The following is a 25,879-nucleotide window of genomic DNA, read 5'->3' as shown; positions in this document are numbered from 1 at the left end:
TCCTTAAACTTCCAGCGCCTGCGGCTGCTGCGCGGTATGCGGGTGCTCGGCGCCGCCGTACACCTTGAGCTTGCGATACATCTCGCGGCCCAGTGCGTTCTTCGGCAGCATGCCCTTGACGGCGATCTCGATCACGCGCTCCGGGTGGGTGGCCAGCAGGTCCTTCAGACTGGTGGTCTTGAGGTTGCCGACGTAGCCGGTGAAGCGGTGGTACATCTTGTCGTCCAGCTTGGCGCCGGTGACCGCCACCTTCTGTGCGTTGACCACGACGATGTAATCGCCGGTGTCGACGTGCGGGGTGAACTCAGGCTTGTGCTTGCCGCGCAGGCGACGCGCGATTTCGGTCGACAGGCGACCGAGCGTCTTGTTCGTGGCGTCCACCACGAACCAGTCGCGCTTGACGCTTTCTGCCTTGGCGCTGAAAGTTTTCATCTCAAGATACCCGTATGCCGCCAGCGAGGGCGGTTGCACATTAATCGGTGAAGCAAAGAGGCGGAATGATAGCGAAGCTCTCGCCGCCTGCGCAAGTCCACCGAGTGGGTGGGCTGTGGGCCGGCGATGATAGCATGCTTGGCACGGCACTTGAACAGCCCCCATACGGATCGCGGGACTGACTGATCAGTGCGTGCAGTGCGGCCTGTGCCTGCCGGCTTGCCCCACCTAGGCGCTGGATCGCAGCGAGACGGAGTCACCGCGCGGGCGCATTGCCATCGCCGCCGCGCTGGCCCGCGGCGCAGCCGAGCCTACGGCGGAGCTGCGCTCCCATCTGACCATTGCCTGGGCTGCCTGAGTTGCCAGCGGGTCTGCCCCCGCCGAGGTGCGTTATGACGAGCTGCTGGTCGGGACGCGTGCCCTGCTCGGCCCGGCACCGCGACGCCCCCGACGCCCCCGACGGCCGCTGGGCCCGCTGGCCGAACGCGCCGAACGCCTGCACTTCCGGGCGCTGCCGCTGCGCGTGGCAGTGCACCTGCCCCGTACCCAGGCCAACGTGGCGCACGGCGAAACCGCGATGCTGCAACTGCTGCGGCGCGTGCCGCAGCTTGAGGTCACCTCGTTGCCGCGGCCGCCAAGCTGTTGCGGCGCGGCCGGCAGCCACCTGCTGGAATTCCCCGAGCGCGCGGCCCAACTGCGCGAAGCCGCGCTGGCGCCGGCGCGGCTGCTGTCGTCCAATATCGGTTGCCGCCTGCACCTCGCCGCCGGCGACGACGCGACGCACTCGACCACGCAACATCCGCTGAGCCTGCTGGCGCAGCAATTGGAGGATCGCCCTTGAACGCACGCACGCTGAGCCCGCTGGATCGTCTGCTCGCCGGCATCGAACGCGCACTGGAGACCGTGGCCGGCGCGCCGGAGGCGAACCGCGCCTCGCCTGCCCGCGGCACTCCCCACGCGGAACTGGACGACACCGAGCGCCGCCATGCCGCCGGCCTGATGCGCATCAACCACACCGGCGAAGTCTGCGCGCAGGCGCTGTACGACGGCCAGGCCGCGCTGGCCCGCAACGAAGCGAACCGCGAGCACCTGCTGCACGCAGCCGCCGAGGAAACCGACCATCTCGCGTGGTGCGCCGAACGCCTGAAGGAACTGGACAGCCGCCCCAGCCTGCTCAACCCGCTGTGGTATGCCGGCAGCTACGCCATCGGCGCGCTGGCCGCGCTGGCCGGCGACGCGGTGAGCCTGGGTTTTGTGGTGGAAACCGAGCGCCAGGTGGAAGCGCACCTGGCCGAGCACCTGGATCGCCTGCCTGCGCAGGACGAACGCTCGCGCGCGGTGCTGGCACAGATGCAGGCCGACGAGGTACGCCACGGGCGGGAGGCGCAGGCGCGCGGCGGGATCGACCTGCCGTTCCCGATCCCGCAGCTGATGCAGGCCAGTTCGATGGTGATGAAGAAGGTGGCGTACCGGGTCTGAGCCGTACCGCTCAACCGGCAAGCAAGGGGCCGACCTTCTGCTCCAGCAGCGCCACCAGCTCGGGCTGCATGTAGTCGTAGCGGTCCGGAATATCCAGGCACACCACCCTCTTGCCCTTGAGCCCGGCGCCGAATCTCCGGGCAAGTACCGCCTTGTGCCGGCGCTCCATGACCACGATGAGGTCGGCCCAGTCCACCTGCGCCACGTCGAGTACCGTTTCGGCATCCGAGGCCACGCCCGCGGAATCCGCCTCCACGCCGGGCACACCGGCAAACACGGCCTCCGCCGTGGGACTGCGCAGGCGATTGCGGCTGCAGACGAACAGAACGCGTAACGTCATGGGCAAAGAAAAAGCCCGCCTTCCGGCGGGCTTTTCGTCACATCAGGTTGCGGCCGTGGAACAGCTCCTCGATCTCGCGGCGCAGCAGCGATTCGATGCGCTGGCGCTCCTTGAACGAGAGGTCGTCGGCATGCGCGTCGAACAGGTAGGTATCGAGATCGAAGTCCTTCACGTGCATCTTCGTGTGGAAGATGTTTTCCTGGTACACGTTGACGTCGAACATCTCGTACTTCTGGCGGATGTGGCGCGCCAGGTAGTCTTGCACCGAGTTGATCTTGTGGTCGATGAAGTGCTTCTTGCCCTTCACGTCGCGGGTGAAGCCGCGCACGCGGTAGTCGCACACCACGATGTCCGACTCGAAGCTGTCGATCAGGTAGTTCAGCGCCTTCAGCGGCGAAATCACACCGCAGGTGGCCACGTCGATGTCGGCACGGAAGGTGGCGATGCCGTTGTGCGGATGCGTCTCGGGGTAGGTGTGGACGGTGATGTGGCTCTTGTCCATGTGCGCCACCACGGCGCCCGCGATCGAGTCGCGGCCCAGCTTCTCCACCACCGGCTCCTCGGAGATCAGGATGGTGACCGAGGCGCCCTGCGGGTCGTAGTCCTGGCGGGCCACGTTGAGGATGTTCGCGCCGATGATCTCGGCCACGTCGGTGAGGATCTGGGTGAGGCGATCGGCGTCGTACTGCTCGTCGATGTACTCGATGTAGCGCTGGCGCTGTTCTTCCGACACCGCATAGCAGATGTCGTAGATGTTGAAGCTCAGGGCCTTGGTGAGGTTGTTGAAACCCTGCAGACGCAGGCGGGGCAACGGCTTGACCACGACGACTCTCCATGACCGGATCAACGGTCAGCAGATGAGGCGGGTTAGCACCAAGGGTCCCCGCGGGAATTCGGATCGTGGGGACCCTTGTCTCCCATGATCCGGTGGACGCCCGCGACATCTGGCCGCGAGCGAAAGACTGCGAAGTATGGGGCAAAATCCCGAAAAACTGAACCTCCGTCAATCCATCACGGCTTTGCCATAATGGGGGGATAGGGGAGGACCCGGCGGCGAACCAGCCACCGGCAGCGCGCGCAACCGCATAACACAGAGAAACCAGACATCGTGGCGCTACTCAAATATCAGCTCCAGCAGGCCTTCGAGCGTTCACAGGCGCCCCTGGCCTTCGCCCCGGACCCGGCCTCGATGGAGCGCTTCCTCGCGCTCTGCCATCGCCGCCGCTACCCGAGCAAGACCGCGATCATCCGGCCCGGCGACCCGGCCAACACGCTGTACTACGTGATCGACGGCTCGCTGGCGGTATGCACCGAGGACGAGCAAGGCCGCGAGTTGATCCTCGCCTACATCAACCGCGGCCAGTTCATCGGCGAAATGGGCCTGTTCGTGGAACAGTCACAGCGCGAGTCGGTGGTGCGCACGCGCACTGTGTGCGAAATGGCCGAAGTCAGCTACGAGCGCCTGTTCACGCTGATGAAAGGCCCGCTGGCCGAAGAGTGCCCGAAGATCCTGTTCGCCATCGGCGCCCAACTCACCAACCGCCTGTTGCGCACCTCGCGCCAGGTGAGCCGCATGGCCTTCATGGACGTCACCAGCCGCATCTCGCGCACCTTGCTCGACCTGTGCGAGGAACCGGATGCGATGACCCACCCCGAGGGCACCCAGATCCGCATCTCGCGCCAGGAAGTGAGCCGCATCGTGGGTTGCTCGCGCGAGATGGTCGGCCGTGTGCTCAAGCAGCTCGAGGAACAGGGCATGATCGACGTCTCCGGCAAGACCATCGTGGTGCGCGGCACGCGCTGACCGGCCGCGCGCGCGACCGCTATGCGCTAGACACCATGCGGCTGCGGTTGCGGGCGGCCGAACAGGAAGCCCTGCCCGAATTCGCAGCCCATCGCATGCAGCGCATCGCGCTGCGCTTCGGTTTCGATGCCCTCGGCGATCACGTCGATGCCCAGCGCGCGGGCGGCCAGCGTAAGGATCGCCGACACCACGGTGTTGGCGCCCGCCCCGCCGGCAGTATCCAGTTCGCGCACGAACATCTGATCGATCTTCAGCTTGCTCAGCGGCAACGAATGCAGGTATCCCAGCGAGGAATAGCCTGTGCCGAAATCGTCCAGCGCCGCCTGCACGCCGGCGGCCCGCAGGCGTTCCAGCGTGGCGCGCACCAGCACCGGATCCTCCAGCAGCGCGTCCTCGGTCAGCTCGATCAGCAGACGTTCCGGCGGCAACCCGCTGCTCGCCAGCAACTGCAGCAACTGGCGGTCGAAACCCGCATGGCGAAGATGCAGCGGCGAAACGTTGATCGTCACGAAGCCGTCGCCCGCATCCGGTTGCGCCATGCGCTCGCAGGCCTTGCCGTACAACTGCCAGTCGATCGCCTCCAGCTGGCCGCAGTCCCGGGCCACGCGCACGAAGTCGCCCGGCGGCAAGACGCCGCGCCGCGGGTGGTTCCAGCGCAGCAACGCCTCGTGACCCACCACTTCCCCGTTGTCCAGCCGGAAGATCGGCTGGAAGTACGGCACGAACTCGCCGTGCTGCAGGGCATGGCGCAGCTCGACTTCCAGCGCCAGCTCGTCTACCGCATTCCGCTCCATCGTCTCGTCGAACAGCGCGTAGCGGCCGCGTCCCAGTTGCTTGGCGCGGTACAGCGCGATGTCGGCGTCGCGCAGCAAGGCGTCGGCCCGCTCGTGCTGCGCGGCAATCGCGATGCCCACGCTGGCGGAGGGCTCCAGCTCACGACCGCCGATCGACAGCGGCTGGCGCAGCGCCAGCAACACGCCGTGCGCCATGCGCTCGGCGACCGCCGGTTCGACCACCGCGTCCAGCAGGATCGCAAACTCGTCGCCCGACAGCCGCGCCACCACGTCCGGCACCCTCACGCAGGCACGCAGGCGGTTCGCCACCGCCTGAAGGAAAGCGTCTCCGGCCAGATGGCCAAGGCTGTCGTTGATGACCTTGAAGCGATCCACGTCCAGGTACAGCAACGCGCACGGCTTGTCCGACGACCGCCGCGCCAACCGCTCGCCCAGCCGCTCGCGCAGGAAGCCGCGATTGGGCAGGCCGGTAAGCGGGTCATGCATCACTTCGTGGCGCAGCTGGCGTTGCATCTGCTCGCGCTCGGCGATCTGCTCGCGCAGCTCGCGGGTGCGCGCCTCCACGCGGTGCTCCAACTGCAGGTTGGCCTGCAGCAGCGCGGCGGCGGCACGGCGGCGATGGATGCTGTTGGCAATCTGCAGCGCGGCGAAGCTGAGCAGCTCCTGGTCCGCCGCGCCGAAGCGCACTTCGTCGTCGTAACCCTGCACGGCGACCACGCCGATCACCGTATCGCCCGCGCGCAACGGCACGCCGAGCCAGCAGGCAGGCGGCACGCCGATGACGCGGCGCACGATCTTGCCCTCCTTTGCCAAGGCATCCAGTTCGTGGCGACTGCCCAACCAGGGCTTGCCGGTGCGCAATACGTACACGGTGATGCTGCGTTGCCCCAGCGACAGGCTGAATGCGCTCTGCACACCGGCATCCATGTAGTAGGGGAAGTGCAACTGCTGCTCTTCCTCGTCCAGCAGGGCGATGTAGAAATTGGACGCGTCGAGCAGACTGCCGACCTCGGCATGCACGCATCGATAGAACGCCTCCTCGTCGAGGTCGGCCGTGCCCAGTTCGGCCAACCGGAACAGCACCGACTGCAGGCGTCCCGCGCGCTGGCGCTCAAGCACCTCCTCCTGCAACTCGCGGTTGGCGGCGGCCAGCTCGCGGGTGCGCTGCAATACGCGGTCTTCCAGCTCGTCCTTGGTCTGCTTGCGCTCCAGTGCGGTGAGCACGTGCTCGGCAACGAAGCCGAGCACCGCACGATCCTCATCGGAGTAGCCGATGCCCTGGCGATAGCTCTGCACCACCAGTGCGCCGTGCACGCGTCCCTCACGCAGCATCGGCACGCCCAGCCAGTCCACGCTGTCAGGGCCGATCACATTCAGCGGAACGCCAATCTGCGCAGCCAGCTGCTCGGTGCTGCCCATCAGCGGCCGGCCCAGGGTGAGCAGGTGCCAGGTAAGCGAGCCGCGCATCGCCTCCAGCGAATCCTCTCGCACGATGTCGGGGCCTTCGGCGTCTTCGGTGTCGGCGTAGTACAGGAAACGCGTCGTGCCGCCTTCGGGATCGTGCCGCACGATGAAAAAGTTCTCCGCATACATCAGCGTGCCGACAATGCTGTGGATGCCGCGCAGCAGCTCGGGCATGTCGAGGTCGGCACCGGCGAGGTCGGCGATGGAGAACAGCGCGCGCAGCAGGTTTTCCGAACGCTCCAGTTGGTGATGCGAATCGTGCAACTCAGCCAGCGCCAGCAGTTGCCGCAGTTGCTGCCCGGCCAGCGCGAGGCAGCGCTCCAGCACCGTGCGCACCGACGGGCCGGCTGCGGCGTCCCGATGCAACACGAACAGCACGGCCGGAACATCCGGCGCCAGCCGCATCCGCAGTTCGCCGTCGGCAAGCGGTGGCGCACCGTGCCCATCGTTCAACACCGCCAGCATGCGCGCCGTGTCCCGCACATCCGGTTTGCCGCTGGTGGCGCGGCATTCGCCGCGCTCCAGCCACAGCACGCGGGCATCGCGGCAGGCCGGGCAGGCGCGAAGCAGTTCCACCACCAGCTCGGCCACGGCCTGCGTCGTGGATGCACCGATCAGTCGGCCCAGCCAGACCAGTTGGTCGGCCTCGCTCGGAATCGTGGCATGCGGCTCGCGGTATGAATTCATGTGCCGATGATTTCTCCCGGCCTGATGGTAGCGCCCAGCCGCGGCGGCGCACAGCACCGACTCGTACAAGCCTGCCCGGTAGAATGACCGGCTCGCCCCGGACTCCCGCATGCTCGCCGACACCACCAAGGATGCCATCCGCGCCGCTTATGCGCGCCTGAAAGACGGCCTGCCCGGCTTCCGCCCGCGCGCCTCGCAGGGAAAGATGATCGCCGAGGTGGCCAAGGCACTGGCCAGTACGGGCGGTGTTGTCGCGATCGAGGCGCCCACCGGCACCGGCAAGTCCATGGCCTACCTGATCGCTGGCTACGAGGTGGCGCGCGCGCAGAAGAAGAAGCTGCTGATCGCCACCGCCACGGTGGCGTTGCAGGAACAGCTGGTGGAGCGCGACATTCCGCTGTACCTGCAGCTCTCCGGCCACGCGGCCAAGGTCGCGCTGGCCAAGGGCCGTGGCCGCTACCTGTGCCCGCGCAACCTGGCGATGGCGCGCAACAGCGTTGCCGGCTCGACGCAGGGCAGCTTCGGCTTCGACGCCGACCTCGCGCTGTGGAGCAGACCGCCCGCGGAACGCGAGAAACAGGCGCTGGCCAAGCTCGCGCTGGCCTTCGACGACAACACCTGGAACGGCGACATGGACGCCGCACCCGAACCCGTCGGCGATCTGCTGCGCCCCATGCTCACCACCAGCGCCGGCGGCTGCACCAACCGCAAGTGCGGACAATTCATGGTCTGCCCGTTTTTCGCGGCGCGCCGCGCGGTGGACGACGCCGACATCATCGTGGCGAATCAGGACCTGGTGCTGGCCGACCTCACCATGCCGGGCGAGGACGACAACTGGGGTGGCGTGATCCTGCCGCGCCCGGACGAAACGCTGTACGTGTTCGACGAGGCCCACCACATCCCAGGCAAGGCGATCGACCGCGGTGCCTCCGACGTGCACATGGCCGTCACCGTACGCCAGCTGAGCCGGCTCGGGCGCCAGGTGCACGCGGCCTATTCGCTCACCGACAAGGAAAATCTCGGCAAGCTCACCCTGGATGCCGGCGACACGAAGCTGCAGGAACTCGGCGACGCGCTGGAGGCGCTGGAGAAGGAGATCCGCCTTGGCTGGCTGCCCGATCCTGCCGAAACCGAACCCATGTACCGCGGCTCGCTGGGGTGCCTGCCGGCAGCCTGGGTCGAACACGCACGCATGCTCAGCCTGCAGACCTCCGTAGTACAGCGCTGGCTCGCCGCCGTGCGTCGGGCGGTGGTTGAGATGACCGACGGTGGCCCCACCCAGGAAGCCTTGTCGCGCGAGCTCGGCATCGCGCTGGAACGCATCGGCAAGCAGGCTTCCTGCTGGCACGCATGGGCTTCGGAAGATCCCGACCAGGCGCCACCACTGGCGCGCTGGGTCACGCTTACCGGCGACCAGCAACTGGTCTGCCACGCCTCGTCGGTGTCCGCTGCGGGTCTGCTGCGCAGCGTGCTGTGGGGCAACGCCAGCGGCGTGGTGCTCACGTCCGCCACGTTGAGCGCAGGCGGCAACTTCCGCGGTTACGCCGATGCCGTGGGCCTGCCCGACGACACGGCCACGCTCAGCCTGCCTTCGCCCTTCGACCTCGCCGCGCAGGCACAACTCGAAGTGCCCGCCATCGATGCCCTGCCCGACGCACGCGAGGAGCACGCGCAAGCGATCAGCGACTGGCTGGCCGAACACCTCGACTGGAGCGCGGGCAACCTCGTGCTGTTCACCTCGCGCGCCAAGCTCGACCGCGTGCTGCAGCGCCTGCCCATCGACAAGGTGCGCAAAGTGCGCGCGCAAGGCTCGCTGGGCAAGACGCAACTGATCGCCGAACATATCGCGGACATCGAAGCGGGCCGCGGCAGCACGTTGTTCGGCCTGGCCAGCTTCGGCGAAGGCCTCGACCTGCCCGGCAAGCTGTGCGAAACCGTGGTCATCACGCAATTGCCCTTCGCCGTGCCTACCGATCCGGTGGGTGCCACCTATGCGGAGTGGCTGGAATCGCGGGGGCGCAATCCCTTCATCGAAGTGAGCATTCCCGAGGCCACCCGCCTGCTCACCCAGTACTGCGGACGCCTGATCCGCAACGAGAGCGATACCGGCCGCATCGTGCTGCTGGATCGGCGTGTGGTCACCAAGCGCTATGGTGCGGGGATGCTGCGGGCGTTGCCGCCGTTCAGGCGGGTTATCGAGAGATAGGGAGGCGGCCTGCGGCGGATTCGCTCTCTTTGCCCGCTTGCGTAAGCGGGCTGAGGAGGCGAGGAGGATCAGGCCGCGCTGCGGGCGAGTCCACCGATGGACTCGCCTTTTCGACCAGGCAGGAGGTCCGGACGAAAAGCCCGGCCGCTCCTCACGCACTTTCCGTCAACTGATGGACGAAAAGCGCCACCGCGGGGTGCCCTTTTCTCTGGCTACTTCTCTTTTGTGTGCCCACGCACGCGCTCCTGCGTGTGCGTGGGCACACAAAAGAGAAGTAGCTTGGGCTGCTGCAGCAACACGAAACCGCTTTGGAACTTGCGATGACGCATAGGGCAAAAGCTCCTCTCCCGCAAGCAGACGATGACCAGGATTTCATCGGTAACGAGCGAATTGATCCTCTCTCTAGCCTGCGACAATCCTTGCCAAATGCATGACTACCATGCGCGACTCACACAAACCCGCCAAGCCACACCTAAGCCATGTCCATCACCAGACTCGCCGATTCCCCGGCCAAACCTTGGAAGAACGGCATGGGCCGCACCCGTGAACTGGTCATCCATCCCGCCACCGCGACCATGGACGATTTCCAGTGGCGCGTGAGCATCGCCGAAGTGGAAAACGCCGCACCGTTTTCCCCATTCCCAGGCATCGACCGCGTCATCGCCTTGCTTGATGGCGAGGGCTTCACGATGAAGATGGGGGACGGTCGCCACCATTCGCTTACCACCCCGTGCGTGCCGTTCGCGTTTGCCGGCGAGACGGGCGTCGACATCGCTCTGGCCGGCGGACCCAGCCGGGATTTCAATCTGATGCTGCGCCGTGGTCGCGTGCGCGGCGGCATCGAGACCTGGCGAAGCGCCGGCACACGGCAACCCGACGCTTCCATCGCGTTGGTGTACTGCGCCCAGGGAACCATCGATACCGACGAAGGCCTGCTGCACACGGGCGACGCATGGCGTCCCGGCAGCGGTGCGTTGGTACTGCAGGAGGGTGCATTGGCCCTGGCGGTGCGCGTCGAGTTGCATCCGTGATGTCACCCTGAGTTGCCTATACTTCACAACACCAATCTGCGGAGCCGCCCGCCATGTCTGTGCTGATCCTCGGTCTCGTCCTGTTTCTCGGCATGCATTCGCTGCGCATCTTTGCCGACGGCTGGCGTGCCCGGCAGATCGCCCGATTGGGCCAGAAACGCTGGAAGGGCATGTACGCACTGGTCTCGCTGGTCGGCTTCGTGCTGATCTGCTGGGGCTTCGGACTGGCACGGCACGAACCGGTGCTGCTGTATTCGCCGCCGGCGTGGCTGATGCGGCTCAACGCGCTGTTCACCCTGGTGGCCTTCGTGCTGCTCGCCGCGGCGCGGGTGCCGCGCAACGGCATCAAGGCGCGGCTGCACCATCCGCAGGTACTGGCAGTGAAGACGTGGGCGTTCGGCCATCTGCTCGCCACCGGCATGCTGCACGACGTGGTGCTGTTCGGCGCCTTCCTGCTGTGGGCCGTGGTGCTGTTCGCCGCCTCGCGCCGGCGTGATCGCCGCGAGGGCACAATCTATCCGCCCGGCACGCTAAAAGGCACCGCCACCGCCGTCGTGGCAGGCGTGGTGCTCTGGGCGCTGTTCGCGTTCTGGCTGCATGCGCTGCTGATCGGCGTGAAGCCGGTGATGTAAATGCACTTGCCTGGGTGCCGAAAGACACTGCGCAGGCACTGCAGATCCGCGCTAAAGTTTGTCCATCCATTCCTCCGCGAGGTCATGTCATGGCCGCCTTCCTGCTCTGGCTGTTGCTGCTGGTTTTCTGCTGGCCGCTCGCGCTGCTGGCGCTGGTGCTGTACCCCATCGTGTGGCTGATCTGCCTGCCGTTCCGGCTGGTCGGCATCACCGTGAGCGCGGTTTTCTCCTTCCTCGGTGCGATCCTGATGCTGCCCGCCCGCGTGCTGCGCGGCAGGCCAGCCTGACCGATACGCCGCCCGCCGCGGCATGAAAGCGATCGACACGCTCACGCCCTGCCCTTGCGGCGATCCCGCCGGCTATGCCTTCTGTTGCGGTCCGTTGCACGACGGCGGTGCGGTAGCCACCAGCGCCGCGCAACTGATGCGTTCGCGCTACAGCGCCTACGTGCTCAAGCGCGAGGATTACCTGCTGGCCACCTGGCACGCCGACACCCGCCCCGCTTCGTTGCGGCTCGCCGCGCAGCAACCCGCGCCGACCTGGCTTGGCCTGGACGTGGGCAACGAGCAACGCATCGACGCAGATCACGCCACGGTGGAATTCGTGGCCCGCTACCGCCTGGGCGGCGGCCGCGCCCAGCGCCAGCATGAAATCAGCCGCTTCGTACGCGAGGCCGGACGCTGGTATTACGTGGACGGGGAGCTGTTGTAAGCACGCCTTTGCGCCTGGGGCATGGGCAAGCTCTAAAACCCCTGCACACCGACCGCGCGCAACTGTGCCGCCAGTGCACGCACATCAGGGTGCGCAAAGAAGGCCGCGAGCTGTCGGGCGCGTGACGCGCTGGCGCCATGAACACGCCAACCTTCCTCGCCCCGGGCAACCAGGGCCGCCCAATCTTCACCTGCATTCACGGCATCGTCCGGCACGCCCAGAGCTTGCAGCCAATCGTCGAATGACCGCTGGCGCGCATCGGCGAACGCCTTCGCCAGGGTGGTGCCCCTGCCTTCGCCCAGCATCGGCACTGCCGCGAGTTGTGCAGGCGCAAGCTTCAACCAGTCCAGCAGGCCGTGGACCAGGCCGGCGTTCGTCAACGCCTGCCACGTGCCCGCATTGACGCCATGCAGCCGCAAGCCCTGCTTGCCGCCCAGCCAAACGAGTCGTGACTGGAACTGAGCCTCGCAACCGGGCGTGGAATGCCAGCAGGTGAGCGGACCGTGATCCGCGGGGTCGGGCACATCCACTTCGACACGCTGCGCCGCGCGCCACGCCACCGATTGCAGGCGTGGAATGGTCAGCCCCGCCAACGCAAGCTCGACCCGGTCGCCCGGGCGGATGTCGAGCTCGCGCCAGCGCGCGAGCGAACCTATGCTCACGCGCTGCACGCGGTGATCGTCGAGTTGCACCAGTGCGATTTCCAACACCGGCGTGACGCGACCGCTGCGCCCGACGGTGAACGTCACCGCGCGCACCTCCGCCAAGGCGGTGGCGGCGGGATACTTCCATGCCACCGCCCAGTCCGGCGGACTGGCCTTCCACATGTCGGCAGGCGGCCGATGGCCTTGGCGCAACACGGTGCCGTCGGCGGCGAACGGCAATGCGTGGCGGTACCACTGATCGCGCCAGCGCCGCACTTCGGCGATCCCGGATACCGGCTGCGTGAGCGCTACGCTGTCGGCGAAACCCATCGCGCGCAGCCCGGCAAGCCGCGACGGCATGTCGGCCGGACCGCTGGGCCAGTCCCAGACGAACAGGCCGATCTTCGCGGCCGTCGCTTCATCCAGCGTGTTGCGCGCCAATGCGCCGGCCACTGCCGAACGCGCATTGACGCCGCCCGCGTCGGCTTGCACGTGGCTGGGCAAGCGCCAGACCAGTTCACCCTGCACGACTATGCGTGCCAGCGCGTTCGACAGGCGCTTGGGGATCGCATCGATCGACTGCGCCAACGCGGTCCAGTCCGAACCGTGCAGACCGTCGCCGCGGCTGCTGGCCTGTCGCAGCCGACCATCCACATAAACCAACGTCACCGCCACGCCATCGGCCTTGGGCTGGACCCACAGGTCGCGATTGCCGCGCGCCTGCATCCATGCGGTTACCGCGGCCTCGTCCGGCAGCTTGGCCAGACCGGTCTGTGCCACCGGCGACAACACGCGTCCGCCATCATCGGCCAGATGCGCCAACGGCGCCGGCGCCTGCATGGGAAAGCATTGCCGCCACGCCGCAAGCTGCTCCTCGGCCTGGTCATACACGGCATCGCTCACTGTCGAGGCGCCCTCCACGCGGTAGGCGTGGTTCCAGCCGTCCAATCGTTCACGCAGCGCGGACATCTCCTTGCGCGCCTGTTCCGGCGGCCAGTCGGGACAATCGTTTGCGTGCGCCGTGGCAATGGACGACGCGCCCAGGATCAACAACAGGCAAGCCCGGTGCATGCGTGCGCTCCAGTCGTGACGGGAGCAACGACGCTAATCGCCGCGGCGCGCAAGGTCAGACAGCGGGGCACGCTGTGCGGTGTAGGCGTGGCGCCTCAGTCCGTGGCGGCATGTGGACCGATGCCCAATCGGCTTTCGCCGAGGAAGCGGCCTTCGGGCCCGAAGCGACGCTCGACGATCACGCCCAGTCCATCGTGGCCGATCGCCACCACTGTGCTCGCACGCGTGCCGTAGTGCTCGCCGCGAATGAAAGCACTGGAAAGCCAGCGCTCGCGCTCCAGACCCACGCCGGTATCCGGCAATTCCGCGTCGGGCGCCTGCTGCTCGTCGGCGAGCGCGGCGAACAGCGGCGCGAAATCTTCGTCCGGGCTCGCGACCAGCCATGTTTGCAAGCGTGTCATCAATGCACGCGTCTTCGGCCATGGCGTGTTGAAGTCGGCGTTGGACAGGCCATGCACGCCCGGCCCCACCGCCTCGGCGCGAGGCTCCGGGCGGTTGCCGAGATAGAACGCGGCACGTGCATCGAAGGTGAGCAGGTTGAACGGCCGATAGTCCGCTGCAGAAACCAGCAGCTCCCGCGCATGCGCTGTCGCATCCGCCGCGCCCGCGAGGTAGTCCGTGGCGAGCAGGCCACGCGAGGCACCACGTTGCGGATCGCGCGGATCACGCACGTTGGTGACCACGCAGCAACGACCGGCATCGGTCACGCCCAGCCACGTGCCTCCCGCTTCGAGATCGCGCCCGGCGGCGATGGGCAAATCCGCCCAGCGCGCCAGTTCCGCGCTGGGTCGCGCATGGAACTCGTCGCGATTGCCAGCCAGCACCAGCCGCCAGCGCGGATGCGCCTGCCAGGCGAATGCGATCAAGCACATGGGTTGCTCCGGAGAAATCGGTCCGCCAGCATAACCCCGCCGACAGCGGCCGTATCACGGCCTTCGTCGCCACTCCGCGTTCGCCTTGTGCACCGCCTCGACGAAACCCGCAAAGGGGATATCGGTGATGCCGACCAGGCCGAAGTGCCCGTTCTCGCCGTCAAGCAGGCGACCGGTCACCGGCTCGTCCACGTATTCGAACCAGTGCGTGCCCACGATGTCGGGATCTGCCGCGGCCGCTTGCAGGTAGCGTGCGTAGGCCGCTCCACGCTGTCCCTCGCTCTCCACCGACACCACGCCCTGGCCGAACGGGCCGCGATCGTTTGAGCCGAAATGGAATTCGGAAATGATGACGGGCTTGTCGAGCTTGTGCATCGCCGCCGCATCGAAACCGTGCTCCGGTACGTCGGCGTAGACGTTGAAACTAACCACGTCGCAGTACCGGGCACAGACCTCGATGGCCTCGGGCGTGCTGACTGCGAAGCGGCTGCCGAGATACAGATGGTGCGGATCGTGGCGATGGATCGCGGCGGCCACGATGCGGAAGTACTGCGCGGCGTAGCGGCGCAGCCATGCGCTGTAGTCGGCGGCGATGGCGGGATGCGCCTCGTCCGGCTCTGGCGCGGGAAAATTGCCGGCATCCAGTGCACCCCATGAAGCCAGCGCGATGCCCCATGCCTTCGCGAGCTTGTCCGGCGTGCCGTACTCGCGTTTCAGATCCGCAACGAAGGCCTGCCTGGCCGCACTGCGCGCCTCGCCGTGCAGCGTGCCGACGGCCAGCGCCCAGCGGCCGTTCGGGCCGGGCGCGGCCCACGACAATTCGTTGTCGGCGAAGTAGCCCAGCAGCCACGGGTCGTCGCGCACGCCCTGTGCGGCCCTGGCCGCCGCCGTGTCGGCCGCCTGCCCAAAGCGCGGGTCGAAGGGATCGGGCATGCGTCCCCACCAGTCGTAGCCGGTGGCGACGTTGCCGAAGTCGCCCCGGATGTCCATCGAGCGCGTGTACGGCAACTGGTGCATCGCATCCAGCTCGGGGTCGCTCCAGTTGGCGATCGTGTTGAAGCCCCAGGCGTGCAGGCGCGCCAGGGTGCGCATGCGCCATGCGGCGAGCCAGTCCCGGCCATCCACCCGATACAGGTTGGCGGCGTAGAAATCGAACCAGCGGCCATGGTTGCAGCAGCGGCCGGCGCCCGCGCCCTGCTCCGCGTTGCGGTTGTCGCCCGTACCGTAGAACGCGGCCCACGCGCCACTGTCCGGCGGCAGGTCGCGGAACATGGACTCGCGGCCCTGCACGTAGGTGCGGACGTCATCGCTCCTCACCGTGTTCACGCCCAGCGAGAAGAAGCCGTTGCCCTCCGGCGTGACCAGCCACCATCGACCCTTGGCCTTCTGCACATGGAACCAGCCCGTCGCCTGCAGATGGATGCCCGGACTTCCGCCATAGCGGTCCTCGCCGCCGGCCGGTGCAACAGGCGGCACCCGCACCACGGCGGCGCGCAGCGTGGCATCGTCGGCGACCTTCTCCGGCCAGTCCCCGCGCGTGTACTGGCCGTAGCGATCCACGATGCCCGTATAGGCCTCGTGCAGAACGGGTTCGTCCGCCACCACGTCCAGTTGGCCAAGCAGGATGGACTGCGCCGCTTGCGGCGCAGGCATGGAGAGCCGTACGTCACGCACGGCGGAAAGATCCAGTGTCCCCTCCACCACGGTCGCCACCAGCATGCGCCGGCCACCGTCCTCGAACGGCCTGGTCGGACCCACCTGCATGCCGAAGGCCAAGGGCGACGACGCCCGCAGCGGAACCGCCAAAATCTGCGCAGGTCCCGCGGGCAAAGCCACTACGGCGTGCAGGTGCGATCCCGCATCCGCGCCTTCGATGTCGATTGCCAGCGTGACCGCCCACGGCATCGCGTTCTGCACACGCAGGTGCAACTCGCCCTGCCCTTGCCAGTTCCACGTGCCTTGCGCGGGCATCACCGTGATCTGCGGCTGCACGGCAGGTTGGAAGGTGTAGCGCTGCTGCCTCACGCCGTCCTGCGCGGTTTCCGGCGCTGCGATGCGCGTGACGTGCTGCAGGTCTAGGTGCGCCGAGGCCGCCGTCATGTCGGCCACTTCCGTCGCCATCAGGGGGGCGGCAAACAAGGTCGCGACGGCAAGCAGCCAGGCTCGTTTCATGCACGTCTACCCCGCATGGTTCGTGTGTTGTCGATCCTTTCGCACCTGGAACGGCTTGCGTCGGCAGGCATGATCCAAACGACTCTTTGGTAGCGGCCGTTGGATCTACGCACGCAGCAAGCGGCGTGCATTTTCAACGCCGCTGCCACCGCTGCCACAGCCAATACACCGGTGCGCCCAACGCGATGATGAGCAGGCTCATGCCCGCATCGCGCGGCGAGGAAATCGCAGTGGCGACGATCACCCCGGTCACAGTGAGCACGAACACCAGCGGCATCAGCGGGAACAGCGGCACGCGGTACGGCGCCGGTTCGTCCACGAACTTCCAGCGGTACCAGAACAGCGTGCCGATGCCGACGGCGTGGCCCAGCCACTCGCCCACGGCGGTGTAGTCCACCAGCTGACCGAAGTTGCCCCACAGCACCAGCACCACCGTCCACGCGCCCAGCGCCACCAGCGCCACCTGCGGTGTGCGCGTGCGCGGGTCGATGTAACCCACCGCGCGGAACAGCATGCCGTCGGCACCCATGGTCTGCATCACGCGCGCACCGCCGGCGATGGCGATGCTGCAATAGCCGAAGGTGGAGCAGGCGATGCCGACCGCCATCACCTTGGCGCCGGTCTCACCGAACAGCCGCCGCATCAGGTCGGCCGCGGGCGCGGAGCTGCTGGCCAGTCCCGCGTGACCCAGGCCGGTGAGGTAGGCCACGTTCGCCAGCACATAAGCCAGCACTACGCCCAGCATGCCGAGCAGCAGGGCGCGCGGCAGCGTCCGCTGCGGGTCGCGCACCTCTCCGGCAAGGTCGTTCAAATAATGGAAGCCGCCGTAGGTGAACAGCACCGGCAGCAACGCACCCACGAAGGCTCCGCCGGATACGGGATGCGTGGCGTCGTTCGCCAGCACGCCGCCGAGATGGCCGTGCGCCAGCGCCAGCCCCACCGCCACCAGCATCGCGATGGCGGCGAGCTTCAGCACCGCGAAGATGTTCTGCATCATCGCGCCGGCGCGGATACCAGTGAGGTTCACTCCCACGATGAACACGATTGCGGCCACGCCCACCGGCTTCACCCACGGCAACGGCAGGTCGAGCGCCTTGCAGAAATAATCGGCGAAAGTGGTGGCCACCGCGGCCACGCTGCCGGGGTAGTTGATCAGCGCCATCGCCCAGCCGAACAAGAAGCCCGGCAGCGAACCGAAGGCTTCGCGGATGTAGAGGTAGATGCCACCCGCGTGCGGCCGCCGCGAACCCAGCTCCGCGTAGCACAGCACTCCGGTGAGCGTGAGCAGGCCGCCCAGCACCCACACCGCCAGCAACGGCAGGCCGGAAGCCGTGCGTTCCGCCACCGTGGCCGGCGTGCGGAAGATACCGGCGCCGATCACGCCGCCGACCACGATCATCGCGCCGTCCCACACGCCGAGCCGGCGCAGGTAGGCAGGGGAGCTGGTTTCGTTCGTCATCCGGCAACCTTGCCATTGTGCCGGCACTTCCACCAGCCCCGCCACGCCATGGCCCGCACGGCCTGCCTGGCCAGCGCACCCTATCCCGAGCTCCGGGGGAAATCGAACGCCATGACCCATCCCACACCGCTGCTGCTGGCCACGGTTGGCGCCGTTATAGCCAGCTACTGGGGATGGCAGCATTACCGCGCCGTGCAGTCCCTGCTGCAAGACTGGGCACGCGCCAACAAGCTGCTCATCCTGAGCACGAAGCGGACTGGCGTCCCACCGCTGTCGCTGTGGTTTACCTCATCAAGGGCCCAGAGCCTCTACCATGTGGAAGTGCTCGACGAATCCACTCATCGCATCCGCCACGCCTGGATACGACTGGGCACGTTCTGGGGCACGGTGGACGGCGATGCCATCGATGTGCGCTGGGACGACGAGGCGTAAGCGTTTCCTGTCCAGCGCATCACGCGCCGCGCGACGCTGCATCGCTCCGTTCAAGGCAGCACCGGCGTCGCTCAAGACTTTGCCGGCACTCGATACGTCACCCCCAGCATGCACGCATAGTCCGCCAACGGCGGCAGGCCGATGGCGGTACGGCGCTTGTCCGCGTTGGCCGGGTCTTCCATGGGCCTCGGCTGCATTTGCGTCTTGCCGTCCGTCGCCGTGAACTGCGTGCCATAGCGCTGCAACTTGTGCTGCGCCAGCAACACACGATCCGTGAGCAGGGCGTAATCCTGTGCACCGACACCACCCTGGTCAGGCCGCGATTTCAATTCGTCGAGCACGTGCGCCTGAAAGGCCGGATCGCGGTCGGCATGCTGCACCAGTATGAAAGCCGCCTGTACGCCGTCGTTACCCACCTGGACCGGCGTGGGGAATCCCTGCACGGTATCGATCTGCTTGATGCGCGGGAGATTGCGGGCATCGACAGCGAGCACCGTCTTTGCCAGTTCCTGATGCTTGTATCCGTCGGCAATGACTGCATTGCGCGCTTTCTGATCGGCATCGCCCATCTTCAACAACCCGGCACGCAATTCCGGTTCACTGGGCTTGCCCAGGGGATGCGCCTTTCGATCCGCAGTGACCTCGGCTTCCTTCGCATGCATCCACGCCACCATATCCGGGCATTGCTTGGCCATCTGCGCATCCCAGTCATCTCCTGCCTGCGCCGTCGCCGGTCCGCCCGACACCATCAACGCCACCACCGTGGCCACTGCCCACGACTTTCGCATCTGCGTACTCCCTCTGCTGGCAAATTGTCCGACCCGCGAACAGCATTGGCATGCCGGGGACAAACACCCAATGGCAAAGACCGGCATGTGACGGCCAAACGCACCAGACGTTCCGACAGCGTCGTGCAGAACGAGTTCATTGCTGTGCCCTCCTGCCGTGCGGCAGAACGGCACAGGCGGATGGAAGCGTGGCCAGCACGGACAGGATGGCTTGCGCAACCGCGCAACACGGCTCACGCTGCGCATAGGGAATTCATGGAGGCAAGATGACCAGAACCACACCGTTGCTGCTCGTGCTGTTGATCGCCGTGGCGATCTGGCTGAGCTGGCGCCATTTGCAGAACGCCAAGGCCCTGTTGCAGGACTGGGCCGGCGCCAACGGCCTGCGCATCCTGCATGCAAAATCCAGCACCTTCTGGCTGTCCGTGCCGTTGTCGATGTGGTTCACCACTTCGAAGTACCAGATGATCTATCGCATCTCGGCCTACGACGAAACCACCCATCGCATCCGCAACGGCCTCGTGCGGCTGGGCACGCCCATATGGGGGTTCATGAACCCCGATGCGGTCGAGGTGTTCTGGGACGACGCCAGCTAGAACCCGGCGCCGCGCGCAACTCACGGTCGCGCGCGGCGCAACACGCTCTCGACCAGGATCGCGAGCAGGCCGGCCGCGAACACCAGCGCGTTCCAATCGTCGCCAAGCTGCAACAGCGGCAACACCAGCCACGCCAGCAGCAGCCAGGCCACGATGGTGAATGCATAGCGCCCGTCGTCGACGAACAAGCCCCAGAGTTCGCTTGCGATCGTACGCAACCAGCTCATTGAGCGACTCCCCCTGCCACGCGCCGACACCGGGCCACGCACAGCATCGCCACTGCGAGGAAAACGCATACCAGCAACGGAATGGCGCCGTCAGCACCCGGCCACGCATAGCCCATTCCCTCGCCCGCCCAGTACGTGCCGAACGCAGACAGCAGCACGCCCACTGCGAACTTCAAGGTGTTTTCCGGCACGCGCGCCAGCGGCTTGTGCACCACCACGCCCAACGCCACCACCACCATCAACGCTGCCAGCGCACCGAGACTGGCCGGCCACATGAGGCCGGGACGACCGGCGCCGATGGCGAGCACGATGAACACCACCTCGATGCCTTCGAGCACGGTGATCTTGAAAGCTGTCGCGAAGGCCAGCCTGTCCCACGCGTGTGCAGCGGCGCCCTGGCCGCGCAGCGCCTGCGCCGCGCGTTCGTAGATCGCCGTCTCGTCGTGCAGCGCGATCACCCCCGCCGCGCGCAGCACGGCCTTGCGCAACCAGCGCATGCCGAACAGCAGCAGCAGGGCGCCTACCACCATTTGCAATTTCTGCAGCGGGATGCGGGTGAGCGCGTGGCCCAATGCCACGACCAGCAGAAGCAGCGCCAGCAAGCCCGACGCACTGCCTGCCAGCGCACTGCGCCAGCCGCGCACCGCGCCTACTGCCAGCACCACGGTCAAGGCTTCCACGCATTCCACCAGCGAAGCAAGGAAGGCGGCGAGCATCGAAGGCCCGGCATGGATCATGTCGAGCGGCATGAAGGCTCCAGGGCATCAACGGATACAGGAAACCAGCATACGCCCGATTGACAGCTGCCCAGCGCGGTAAAAAAATAGGCGCCATGCATCGCCCTGCGATGCGACCCTGTTGCGTTGGCATCCGCGCCGCGCAGTCCGCGCCGAGGGGTGCTGCGACGGAGCCATCCGCCACGCTCGGCACGCGATCCTTATCGACAAGGGCGCCCTTACTTTCGAGAGCGTCCACATGTCCATCCAGCTAGCCCTTGCCACCGACGCCACGCATGCCGGCGTCCATCCCGACGACGCGCATTTCGTCGCCACACTCACCCGCCTCGGCGTGCAGCCCGTACCCTGCATATGGAGCGACCCGGACGTGGACTGGTCGCGTTTCGACGCCGTCCTGATCCGCAGTGTGTGGGATTACTTTCGACTCTATCCGCAGTTCCTGCGCTGGCTGGATCAGCTCGACGCGCTGGGCGTTCCCACCGTCAATGACAGCCGCCTGCTGCGCTGGAACAGCGACAAGCGTTACCTGCTAGAACTGGCGCAAGTCGGCGTGGATGTCATTCCGACGCGCCTCGCAGACACGGCGGAATTGCCGGCGGCGCTGCAAACCCTGCACGGGCAGGACGTGGTGGTGAAGCCGGCCGTGAGCGGCGGCGCGTGGCGCACCTTGCGCGGCGTTGCGGGGGATCCGGCGTTCGCGCAGGCCCTCGCCGCGCTGCCCGCCGGCGACTGGCTGGTGCAGCCGTTCGTGGCGGAAATCCAGCGCGACGGCGAATGGTCGCTGCTGTTCTTCGACAGCGTCTTCAGCCACGCCGTGCGCAAGTTGCCGAAGGCCGGCGACTATCGCGTGCAGGGCGAACACGGCGGCAGCGCGGAACTGGCCGAAGCGCCCGCGCCGGCACTCGCCGCGGCGCAGGCCGTGCTGGCTGCCGTGGAACGTGCCGGCCACGCCAACCCGGCCTATGCACGCATCGATGGCGTGATGTGCGACGGGCGCTTCCTGCTGATGGAGGCCGAGTTGATCGAACCGTTCCTGCATCTCGCGATACGACCCGATGCGGCGGAAAGCTATGCGGAGCGGCTCGTCGCACGGTTGACAAGTATCGCGAACGCCTAGAGAACCACCGCTTTGCACGTCATCCCGACAAAGGCCGGGATGACGTGCAAAAAGGCCGATTGATCGAACCTTCTCTAGAATCCCACCGTGCCCACCCCGCCGCGCAAAATCCTCCACGTCGACATGGATGCGTTCTACGCGTCGGTGGAGCAGCGCGACGACCCTTCGCTGCGCGGCCTGCCCGTCGTGGTCGCATGGAGGGGCGCGCGCTCGGTGGTGTGTGCGGCCAGCTACGAGGCACGCAAGTTCGGCGTGCGCTCGGCGATGCCGGCGGTACGCGCGGAACGGCTGTGTCCGCAGGCTGTCTTCGTGCCGCCGGACTTCACGCGCTACAAGGCGGTGTCGCGGCAGGTGCGCGAGATCTTCGCGCGGCATACCGACTTGATCGAGCCGCTCTCGCTGGACGAGGCCTACCTCGACGTCACCGAGACCCGAACCGGCCTGCCCTCGGCCACCGCCACCGCCGAGGCGATCCGCGCGGCGATTCGCGAGGAAACGCAGCTCACCGCCTCCGCCGGCGTGGCGCCGAACAAGTTCCTCGCCAAGATCGCCTCGGACTTCCGCAAGCCCGATGGCCTGTTCGTGGTGCGCCCACGCGACGTGCTGGATTTCCTCGCTCCGTTGCCGATCGGCCGCCTGCCGGGCGTGGGCAAGGTGATGGAAGGCAAGCTGACCGCATTGGGTCTGGCCACCGTGGGCGACCTGCGAGCATTCGCGGCGGAAGAGCTGGAGCAGCGCTTCGGCCGCTGGGGGCGACGCCTGCATGAGTTGTCGCTGGGCATCGACGATCACCCGGTGACGCCCGGCCGCCCCACCTTGCAGGTATCTGCGGAGGACACCTTCGAGCGTGACCTCACCCTGGACGAGCTGGAACCGCACATCCGCCGCCTTGCAGAAAAGGCCTGGGCCGCGCACCAGCGCGAAGCGCAAGACGGGCGCATCGCACGCACCGTCGTGCTGAAGCTGAAGACTGCGGACTTTCACACCCTCACCCGCAGCCTCACTCCCGCGCAAAGACCGGAATCCGAACGCGAACTGGCCGACATGGCATGTGCCCTGCGTACCCGCGTGGAGCACTCCGCCGACAGCCGCTACCGCCTCGTCGGCGTGGGCTTGTCGGGCTTTGTCGATGTCGACAACTATGCCGTACAGCGCGACCTGTTCGATGGCATCAGGGACGAGATGGCCGACTGACCGCCCTCATTCGCCGGAATATTTATCTTGCTATTAAATAGCGCGCTATATATACTGCAGCCATGAGCACTCGCCAGACCACCGCCCAAGCCAATTCGCCCCTGCTCCTCGATCAGCAGGTGTGCTTTGCGCTGTATGCGGCAAACCTGGCGATGGGCAAGCTCTACCGCAAGCTGCTGCATGCATTGGAGCTCACCTACCCGCAGTACCTGGTGATGCTGGTGCTGTGGGAGCACGACGGCCTGACCGTGTCGGAGATCGGCGAACGGCTATACTTGGACTCGGCCACGCTCACGCCCCTGCTCAAGCGCCTGCAAGCCGCCGGCTTGCTCGACCGTGCCCGTTCGGCCGAGGATGAGCGTCAGGTGGTGATCACCCTTACTGCCGAAGGCCGTGCGCTGAAGAAGCGCGCCAACGCCGTGCCGAACGAAGTGTTGTGCGCCGCTGGTTGCGAGGTGGACGAACTGCGCAGCCTCAAGCGCGATCTCGACCGACTCCGTTCCCACCTGTCCACCGACTCCTGAAAACGATCACCGCCAGAATTTTATCGCCCACTTAAGTAGCGCGCTATTCAATAACGCTCGAACTTTGACTCTGAGCACGCCAGACGCTCCCCCACCATCCCCCAGGCTGACACAGCCACCCACCCGAGAGGCAACCACCATGTCCATCGAAAAAGTCCTGTACCGCGCCCATGCCAAGGCCACCGGCGGCCGCGACGGCCACGCCACTTCCTCCGACGGCGTGCTCGACGTCAAGCTGACCGTGCCGAAGGAGCTCGGCGGCAACGGCGCCGCCGGCACCAACCCCGAGCAGTTGTTCGCGGCCGGCTATTCGGCCTGCTTTCTCGGCGCGATGAAATTCGTCGCCGGCCAGGACAAGCGCGTGTTGCCCGCCGACACCAGCATCGAAGGCACGGTCGGCATCGGCCAGATCTCCACCGGTTTCGGTATCGAGGTCGAACTGAAGATCCACGTGCCCGGCATGCCACGCGAGGAAGTGGAGGCGCTGGTGCAAAAGGCCCACATCGTCTGCCCCTATTCCAACGCCACCCGCGGCAACATCGACGTGTCGCTGGTCGTTGCCTGAACCAGCAGCGTCAGCCACCGCGCAAACGAACGAAGCCCGGGCCAGTCCCGGGCTTCGTTCCTATCGGACTTCAACCCAGCCTGCGCGACACCATGAAGAACACCAGGTTGCCGAGCCCGGTGGCACCCGCCAGCACGGCAACCAGCCCCGGCGTGACTTCCTCCCAGCCAAACCACTGGATCAAGCCGAAGCCCAGCGCCACCGACAGCAGCACGATGCCCCAGCGCAGCGAGGAATGGCGACGGCGCAGTTCCTCGTCGCGCAGCACCGAGGCGACCAGGTCGGCCGAACCGCCCGTGGCCACCATACGTTTGCGCACCATCGCATCCACGCATACCTTGATGGCGTAGGCGATACAGACGAACAGCGAAATCGGAATCAGTTCAGAAGGCATGGGCAGCTCCAGGCAGATGGATGAAATGACGGCTTTCGGAGACATGGATACCGGCCAGCAGCCAACGGTTGCATTCGGCACGCTGCAACCGTTCTGCACCTGCATGTATCCCTTGCGTGATGGATGACGCCCACTCCAACGACCGCGCCCTGGCGGAAGCCGTGCTGGCCAACCGGCTCGGCGCGTTCGAACGCCTCGTGCGCGAGTACCAGGGCCTGTGCTGGCACATCATCCAGCGCATGGTGCGCAACCCCGAGGACGCGCGCGAGCTGTGCCAGGACACCTTCCTGCGCGTGCACCAGTGCCTGCATCAGTACCGCGGCGAGAGCGCACTGAAATCGTGGATAGGCCGCGTGGCCTGGACCATCGCCCTGCGTCACCTGCAACACAAGCGCATCCCGCTGGTCGAAACCAGTGTCGACGACGAGGGCGACGCGCTGCTGGAAAACATTGGCGACGGTTTCGACCTCGAAGCCGCCTGCGCAGACGAAGAAACCCAGCGCCACTTGCACGAAGCCATCGAGGCGCTCCCGCCCGTGCAGCGCAGCGTGCTCACGCTGTATTACCTGGACGAACTCCCCATTCCCGAGATCGCTCGCATCACCGGGCTGGCCGGGGGTACCATCAAGAGCCACTTGTTCCGCTCACGCCTGCGCTTGCGCGAGGCGCTGGAAAACCGGACAGGAGTTGCGGCATGAATCACGACATCCCTCCTTTCGACGATCCCGCGCAGGAGCGCGAATGGCAGGCGCAGGAACGTGCCCTGCGCGCGGAGCGCCTCGGCCTCGATCCGTCCAACGGCGACGGTCGCGTGCGCCGTTACCGCCTGATGGCACGCGCGTTGCGCGAACCGCTGCCTTCGGCATTGCCGGATGACTTCGCGCAGCAGATGGCGGCACGCGTTGCCACCGCGCCAGCTCGCGACGAAATCGGGGACTCGCGTTCCGAGTTCATCCTGATGGGTCTGCTCGGCGTCGTGCTGGTCGTGGCGGCTGGTGTGGTGACTGCCGACTACGGCGCTGCCTGGCTGCCTGCGTTCCGTCTGTTGCTGCCGCAGCCCAGTTCGTCTGCAACGGAGTGGTTGCTGGCTCTGGGGGGATGTGTGGCTGCGACCTGGCTGCTTGGATTGCGGCCGGGGCGGCGTTTGGCGGGCTGATCGGCAGGCCGGCTTTTCGCCATTCCCTTTGGGCGGCGATGTGCTCCCAGACTCTCGGTCGTTGGGGGCGGGCGTCAACTTCGGCGTTTCCTTTGGCAAGGAATCAAGGCCGCTTCGGCCGCCTGCGGACGGCCGGATTCGCTCCCTTTGCCAAGCCATGTCATCGCAGTTGCGGTGGCAGGCAGCAAGGTCTGTCCATAGGATCGAAGGCAGAGACGCCACGATCAGGAGAAGGGAAATGACCGTGCTCAATCCACCGGAACAACAAACAGGCATTCCCGAGGGCATTGGCCCACACTCACCTGTGCGATAGACGACACGGCCATGGCGCGCCGCATCCGAGAACTGAGG

At 66.7% G+C, this 25,879-nt stretch carries 28 protein-coding genes and 1 riboswitch; of the genes, 16 read left to right on the top strand and 12 right to left on the bottom strand.

The genetic code is table 11. The features are described 5' to 3' along the window. Positions 1-3: 3 nt before the first annotated feature. On the bottom strand, positions 4-432 hold the full coding sequence (gene rplM, locus IHE49_RS13225) for a 50S ribosomal protein L13 (protein WP_192158642.1): 429 nt from the start codon (positions 430-432) through the stop codon (positions 4-6). Positions 433-817: 385 nt separating this feature from the next. On the opposite strand from rplM, the gene IHE49_RS18495 reads away from it, so the two are divergent. Together IHE49_RS18495 and coq7 are read left to right on the top strand one after the other, a co-directional pair. Then, on the top strand, positions 818-1,273 hold the full coding sequence (locus IHE49_RS18495) for a (Fe-S)-binding protein (protein ID WP_225578433.1): 456 nt from the start codon (positions 818-820) through the stop codon (positions 1,271-1,273). Then, positions 1,270-1,911, top strand: a complete 642-nt coding sequence (coq7, locus tag IHE49_RS13215; RefSeq protein WP_192158640.1) for a 2-polyprenyl-3-methyl-6-methoxy-1,4-benzoquinone monooxygenase — start codon at positions 1,270-1,272, stop codon at positions 1,909-1,911. Before IHE49_RS18495 ends, coq7 begins: the two co-directional genes overlap by 4 nt. Before the next feature lie 10 nt (positions 1,912-1,921). Here coq7 and IHE49_RS13210 read toward each other — a convergent pair whose 3' ends face one another. Together IHE49_RS13210 and speD are read right to left on the bottom strand one after the other, a co-directional pair. Beyond that, positions 1,922-2,251, bottom strand: a complete 330-nt coding sequence (locus IHE49_RS13210; RefSeq protein ID WP_192158638.1) for a low molecular weight protein tyrosine phosphatase family protein — start codon at positions 2,249-2,251, stop codon at positions 1,922-1,924. A gap of 37 nt (positions 2,252-2,288) precedes the next feature. After that, positions 2,289-3,074 (bottom strand): adenosylmethionine decarboxylase, encoded by a 786-nt coding sequence (speD, locus tag IHE49_RS13205; RefSeq protein ID WP_192107335.1) that lies wholly within the window; start codon positions 3,072-3,074, stop codon positions 2,289-2,291. 285 nt (positions 3,075-3,359) lie between these two features. Between speD and crp the strand changes: the two genes are divergently transcribed. Continuing rightward, positions 3,360-4,055, top strand: coding sequence for a cAMP-activated global transcriptional regulator CRP (gene crp / locus IHE49_RS13200; RefSeq protein WP_192158636.1), 696 nt, complete (start codon positions 3,360-3,362; stop codon positions 4,053-4,055). Positions 4,056-4,081: 26 nt separating this feature from the next. Here the strand turns inward: crp and IHE49_RS13195 are convergent, their stop codons facing one another. After that, positions 4,082-7,000, bottom strand: coding sequence for a GGDEF domain-containing protein (locus IHE49_RS13195; protein WP_192158634.1), 2,919 nt, complete (start codon positions 6,998-7,000; stop codon positions 4,082-4,084). A gap of 109 nt (positions 7,001-7,109) precedes the next feature. On the opposite strand from IHE49_RS13195, the gene dinG reads away from it, so the two are divergent. From dinG to IHE49_RS13170, 5 genes are all read left to right on the top strand, one after another. Beyond that, a complete protein-coding gene (gene dinG / locus IHE49_RS13190) occupies positions 7,110-9,206 on the top strand; it encodes an ATP-dependent DNA helicase DinG (RefSeq protein ID WP_192158632.1) in 2,097 nt (698 codons plus the stop codon). A 479-nt stretch (positions 9,207-9,685) separates the two neighbouring features. Then, positions 9,686-10,237, top strand: coding sequence for a HutD family protein (locus IHE49_RS13185; protein ID WP_192158630.1), 552 nt, complete (start codon positions 9,686-9,688; stop codon positions 10,235-10,237). 53 nt (positions 10,238-10,290) lie between these two features. After that, entirely contained in the window at positions 10,291-10,869 is a 579-nt protein-coding gene (locus IHE49_RS13180; RefSeq protein ID WP_192158629.1) for an NnrU family protein, read from the top strand. An 89-nt stretch (positions 10,870-10,958) separates the two neighbouring features. Then, a complete protein-coding gene (locus IHE49_RS13175) occupies positions 10,959-11,156 on the top strand; it encodes a hypothetical protein (protein WP_192158627.1) in 198 nt (65 codons plus the stop codon). A gap of 22 nt (positions 11,157-11,178) precedes the next feature. Further along, a complete protein-coding gene (locus tag IHE49_RS13170; protein WP_192158625.1) occupies positions 11,179-11,580 on the top strand; it encodes a YchJ family metal-binding protein in 402 nt (133 codons plus the stop codon). A gap of 32 nt (positions 11,581-11,612) precedes the next feature. On the opposite strand, the gene ligB is transcribed toward IHE49_RS13170, so the two are convergent. From ligB to IHE49_RS13150, 4 genes are all read right to left on the bottom strand, one after another. Then, positions 11,613-13,295, bottom strand: a complete 1,683-nt coding sequence (gene ligB / locus IHE49_RS13165; RefSeq protein WP_192158623.1) for an NAD-dependent DNA ligase LigB — start codon at positions 13,293-13,295, stop codon at positions 11,613-11,615. Positions 13,296-13,390: 95 nt separating this feature from the next. Next, on the bottom strand, positions 13,391-14,167 hold the full coding sequence (locus tag IHE49_RS13160; protein WP_192158621.1) for an NRDE family protein: 777 nt from the start codon (positions 14,165-14,167) through the stop codon (positions 13,391-13,393). Between the two features lie 54 nt (positions 14,168-14,221). Continuing rightward, positions 14,222-16,339, bottom strand: coding sequence for a beta-agarase (locus IHE49_RS13155; RefSeq protein ID WP_192158619.1), 2,118 nt, complete (start codon positions 16,337-16,339; stop codon positions 14,222-14,224). A gap of 133 nt (positions 16,340-16,472) precedes the next feature. Beyond that, a complete protein-coding gene (locus IHE49_RS13150) occupies positions 16,473-17,798 on the bottom strand; it encodes an amino acid permease (RefSeq protein ID WP_192158617.1) in 1,326 nt (441 codons plus the stop codon). 111 nt (positions 17,799-17,909) lie between these two features. Between IHE49_RS13150 and IHE49_RS13145 the strand changes: the two genes are divergently transcribed. After that, complete coding sequence (locus tag IHE49_RS13145) at positions 17,910-18,230, top strand: hypothetical protein (RefSeq protein ID WP_192158616.1); 321 nt, start codon at positions 17,910-17,912, stop codon at positions 18,228-18,230. A 71-nt stretch (positions 18,231-18,301) separates the two neighbouring features. On the opposite strand, the gene IHE49_RS13140 is transcribed toward IHE49_RS13145, so the two are convergent. After that, positions 18,302-19,105, bottom strand: coding sequence for a DUF6624 domain-containing protein (locus IHE49_RS13140; protein ID WP_192158614.1), 804 nt, complete (start codon positions 19,103-19,105; stop codon positions 18,302-18,304). A 179-nt stretch (positions 19,106-19,284) separates the two neighbouring features. On the opposite strand from IHE49_RS13140, the gene IHE49_RS13135 reads away from it, so the two are divergent. After that, positions 19,285-19,614, top strand: a complete 330-nt coding sequence (locus IHE49_RS13135) for a hypothetical protein (protein WP_192158612.1) — start codon at positions 19,285-19,287, stop codon at positions 19,612-19,614. A 20-nt stretch (positions 19,615-19,634) separates the two neighbouring features. On the opposite strand, the gene IHE49_RS13130 is transcribed toward IHE49_RS13135, so the two are convergent. Both IHE49_RS13130 and IHE49_RS13125 read right to left on the bottom strand, forming a co-directional pair. Further along, positions 19,635-19,841: a hypothetical protein gene (locus tag IHE49_RS13130; protein WP_192158611.1), complete on the bottom strand. Its 207-nt coding sequence runs from the start codon at positions 19,839-19,841 to the stop codon at positions 19,635-19,637. Beyond that, positions 19,838-20,590 (bottom strand): TMEM165/GDT1 family protein, encoded by a 753-nt coding sequence (locus IHE49_RS13125; RefSeq protein ID WP_192158609.1) that lies wholly within the window; start codon positions 20,588-20,590, stop codon positions 19,838-19,840. The genes IHE49_RS13130 and IHE49_RS13125 overlap by 4 nt, the downstream gene beginning before the upstream one ends. Positions 20,591-20,726: 136 nt before the next feature. Further along, a riboswitch (S-adenosyl-L-homocysteine riboswitch) is annotated at positions 20,727-20,803 on the top strand. 13 nt (positions 20,804-20,816) lie between these two features. Here IHE49_RS13125 and IHE49_RS13120 point away from each other — a divergent pair. From IHE49_RS13120 to IHE49_RS13105, 4 genes are all read left to right on the top strand, one after another. Then, the gene (locus IHE49_RS13120) at positions 20,817-21,695 is read left to right on the top strand and encodes a hypothetical protein (protein WP_192158607.1); all 879 of its coding nucleotides are present in this window, start codon (positions 20,817-20,819) and stop codon (positions 21,693-21,695) included. Between the two features lie 87 nt (positions 21,696-21,782). Further along, positions 21,783-22,889 carry a DNA polymerase IV gene (gene dinB / locus IHE49_RS13115; protein ID WP_192158605.1) on the top strand — a complete coding sequence of 369 codons (1,107 nt, stop codon included), beginning with the start codon at positions 21,783-21,785 and terminating at the stop codon, positions 22,887-22,889. Between the two features lie 62 nt (positions 22,890-22,951). Next, on the top strand, positions 22,952-23,413 hold the full coding sequence (locus tag IHE49_RS13110; RefSeq protein WP_192158601.1) for a MarR family transcriptional regulator: 462 nt from the start codon (positions 22,952-22,954) through the stop codon (positions 23,411-23,413). Between the two features lie 139 nt (positions 23,414-23,552). Further along, complete coding sequence (locus IHE49_RS13105; RefSeq protein ID WP_192158599.1) at positions 23,553-23,978, top strand: organic hydroperoxide resistance protein; 426 nt, start codon at positions 23,553-23,555, stop codon at positions 23,976-23,978. Positions 23,979-24,048: 70 nt separating this feature from the next. Here the strand turns inward: IHE49_RS13105 and IHE49_RS13100 are convergent, their stop codons facing one another. After that, positions 24,049-24,372, bottom strand: coding sequence for a hypothetical protein (locus IHE49_RS13100; protein WP_192158597.1), 324 nt, complete (start codon positions 24,370-24,372; stop codon positions 24,049-24,051). 119 nt (positions 24,373-24,491) lie between these two features. On the opposite strand from IHE49_RS13100, the gene IHE49_RS13095 reads away from it, so the two are divergent. Next, positions 24,492-25,070, top strand: coding sequence for a sigma-70 family RNA polymerase sigma factor (locus IHE49_RS13095; protein WP_192158595.1), 579 nt, complete (start codon positions 24,492-24,494; stop codon positions 25,068-25,070). Then, on the top strand, positions 25,067-25,528 hold the full coding sequence (locus IHE49_RS13090) for a hypothetical protein (protein ID WP_192158593.1): 462 nt from the start codon (positions 25,067-25,069) through the stop codon (positions 25,526-25,528). Before IHE49_RS13095 ends, IHE49_RS13090 begins: the two co-directional genes overlap by 4 nt. Positions 25,529-25,879 lie beyond the last annotated feature (351 nt).

Origin of the sequence: Rhodanobacter sp. 7MK24 (assembly GCF_014842995.1) — a bacterium.
Lineage (GTDB): Bacteria > Pseudomonadota > Gammaproteobacteria > Xanthomonadales > Rhodanobacteraceae > Rhodanobacter_A.
Note: the sequence above shows the minus strand (reverse complement) of the source record. Positions and strands in the feature narration are given on the sequence as shown.

Coding starts and splice junctions, on each gene's coding strand:
- IHE49_RS13145 (WP_192158616.1), top strand. CDS start 17,910: ATGACCCATCCCACACCGCTGCTGCTGGCCACGGTTGGCGCCGTTATA.
- IHE49_RS13130 (WP_192158611.1), bottom strand. CDS start 19,841: ATGAGCTGGTTGCGTACGATCGCAAGCGAACTCTGGGGCTTGTTCGTC.
- IHE49_RS13175 (WP_192158627.1), top strand. CDS start 10,959: ATGGCCGCCTTCCTGCTCTGGCTGTTGCTGCTGGTTTTCTGCTGGCCG.
- IHE49_RS13095 (WP_192158595.1), top strand. CDS start 24,492: ATGGATGACGCCCACTCCAACGACCGCGCCCTGGCGGAAGCCGTGCTG.
- IHE49_RS13185 (WP_192158630.1), top strand. CDS start 9,686: ATGTCCATCACCAGACTCGCCGATTCCCCGGCCAAACCTTGGAAGAAC.
- IHE49_RS13195 (WP_192158634.1), bottom strand. CDS start 7,000: ATGAATTCATACCGCGAGCCGCATGCCACGATTCCGAGCGAGGCCGAC.
- dinG (WP_192158632.1), top strand. CDS start 7,110: ATGCTCGCCGACACCACCAAGGATGCCATCCGCGCCGCTTATGCGCGC.
- IHE49_RS13125 (WP_192158609.1), bottom strand. CDS start 20,590: ATGCCGCTCGACATGATCCATGCCGGGCCTTCGATGCTCGCCGCCTTC.
- IHE49_RS13150 (WP_192158617.1), bottom strand. CDS start 17,798: ATGACGAACGAAACCAGCTCCCCTGCCTACCTGCGCCGGCTCGGCGTG.
- IHE49_RS13110 (WP_192158601.1), top strand. CDS start 22,952: ATGAGCACTCGCCAGACCACCGCCCAAGCCAATTCGCCCCTGCTCCTC.
- IHE49_RS13160 (WP_192158621.1), bottom strand. CDS start 14,167: ATGTGCTTGATCGCATTCGCCTGGCAGGCGCATCCGCGCTGGCGGCTG.
- IHE49_RS13140 (WP_192158614.1), bottom strand. CDS start 19,105: ATGCCGGTCTTTGCCATTGGGTGTTTGTCCCCGGCATGCCAATGCTGT.
- IHE49_RS13180 (WP_192158629.1), top strand. CDS start 10,291: ATGTCTGTGCTGATCCTCGGTCTCGTCCTGTTTCTCGGCATGCATTCG.
- IHE49_RS13120 (WP_192158607.1), top strand. CDS start 20,817: ATGTCCATCCAGCTAGCCCTTGCCACCGACGCCACGCATGCCGGCGTC.
- IHE49_RS13170 (WP_192158625.1), top strand. CDS start 11,179: ATGAAAGCGATCGACACGCTCACGCCCTGCCCTTGCGGCGATCCCGCC.
- IHE49_RS13100 (WP_192158597.1), bottom strand. CDS start 24,372: ATGCCTTCTGAACTGATTCCGATTTCGCTGTTCGTCTGTATCGCCTAC.
- IHE49_RS13135 (WP_192158612.1), top strand. CDS start 19,285: ATGACCAGAACCACACCGTTGCTGCTCGTGCTGTTGATCGCCGTGGCG.
- rplM (WP_192158642.1), bottom strand. CDS start 432: ATGAAAACTTTCAGCGCCAAGGCAGAAAGCGTCAAGCGCGACTGGTTC.
- IHE49_RS13210 (WP_192158638.1), bottom strand. CDS start 2,251: ATGACGTTACGCGTTCTGTTCGTCTGCAGCCGCAATCGCCTGCGCAGT.
- ligB (WP_192158623.1), bottom strand. CDS start 13,295: ATGCACCGGGCTTGCCTGTTGTTGATCCTGGGCGCGTCGTCCATTGCC.
- IHE49_RS13090 (WP_192158593.1), top strand. CDS start 25,067: ATGAATCACGACATCCCTCCTTTCGACGATCCCGCGCAGGAGCGCGAA.
- IHE49_RS13105 (WP_192158599.1), top strand. CDS start 23,553: ATGTCCATCGAAAAAGTCCTGTACCGCGCCCATGCCAAGGCCACCGGC.
- IHE49_RS13155 (WP_192158619.1), bottom strand. CDS start 16,339: ATGAAACGAGCCTGGCTGCTTGCCGTCGCGACCTTGTTTGCCGCCCCC.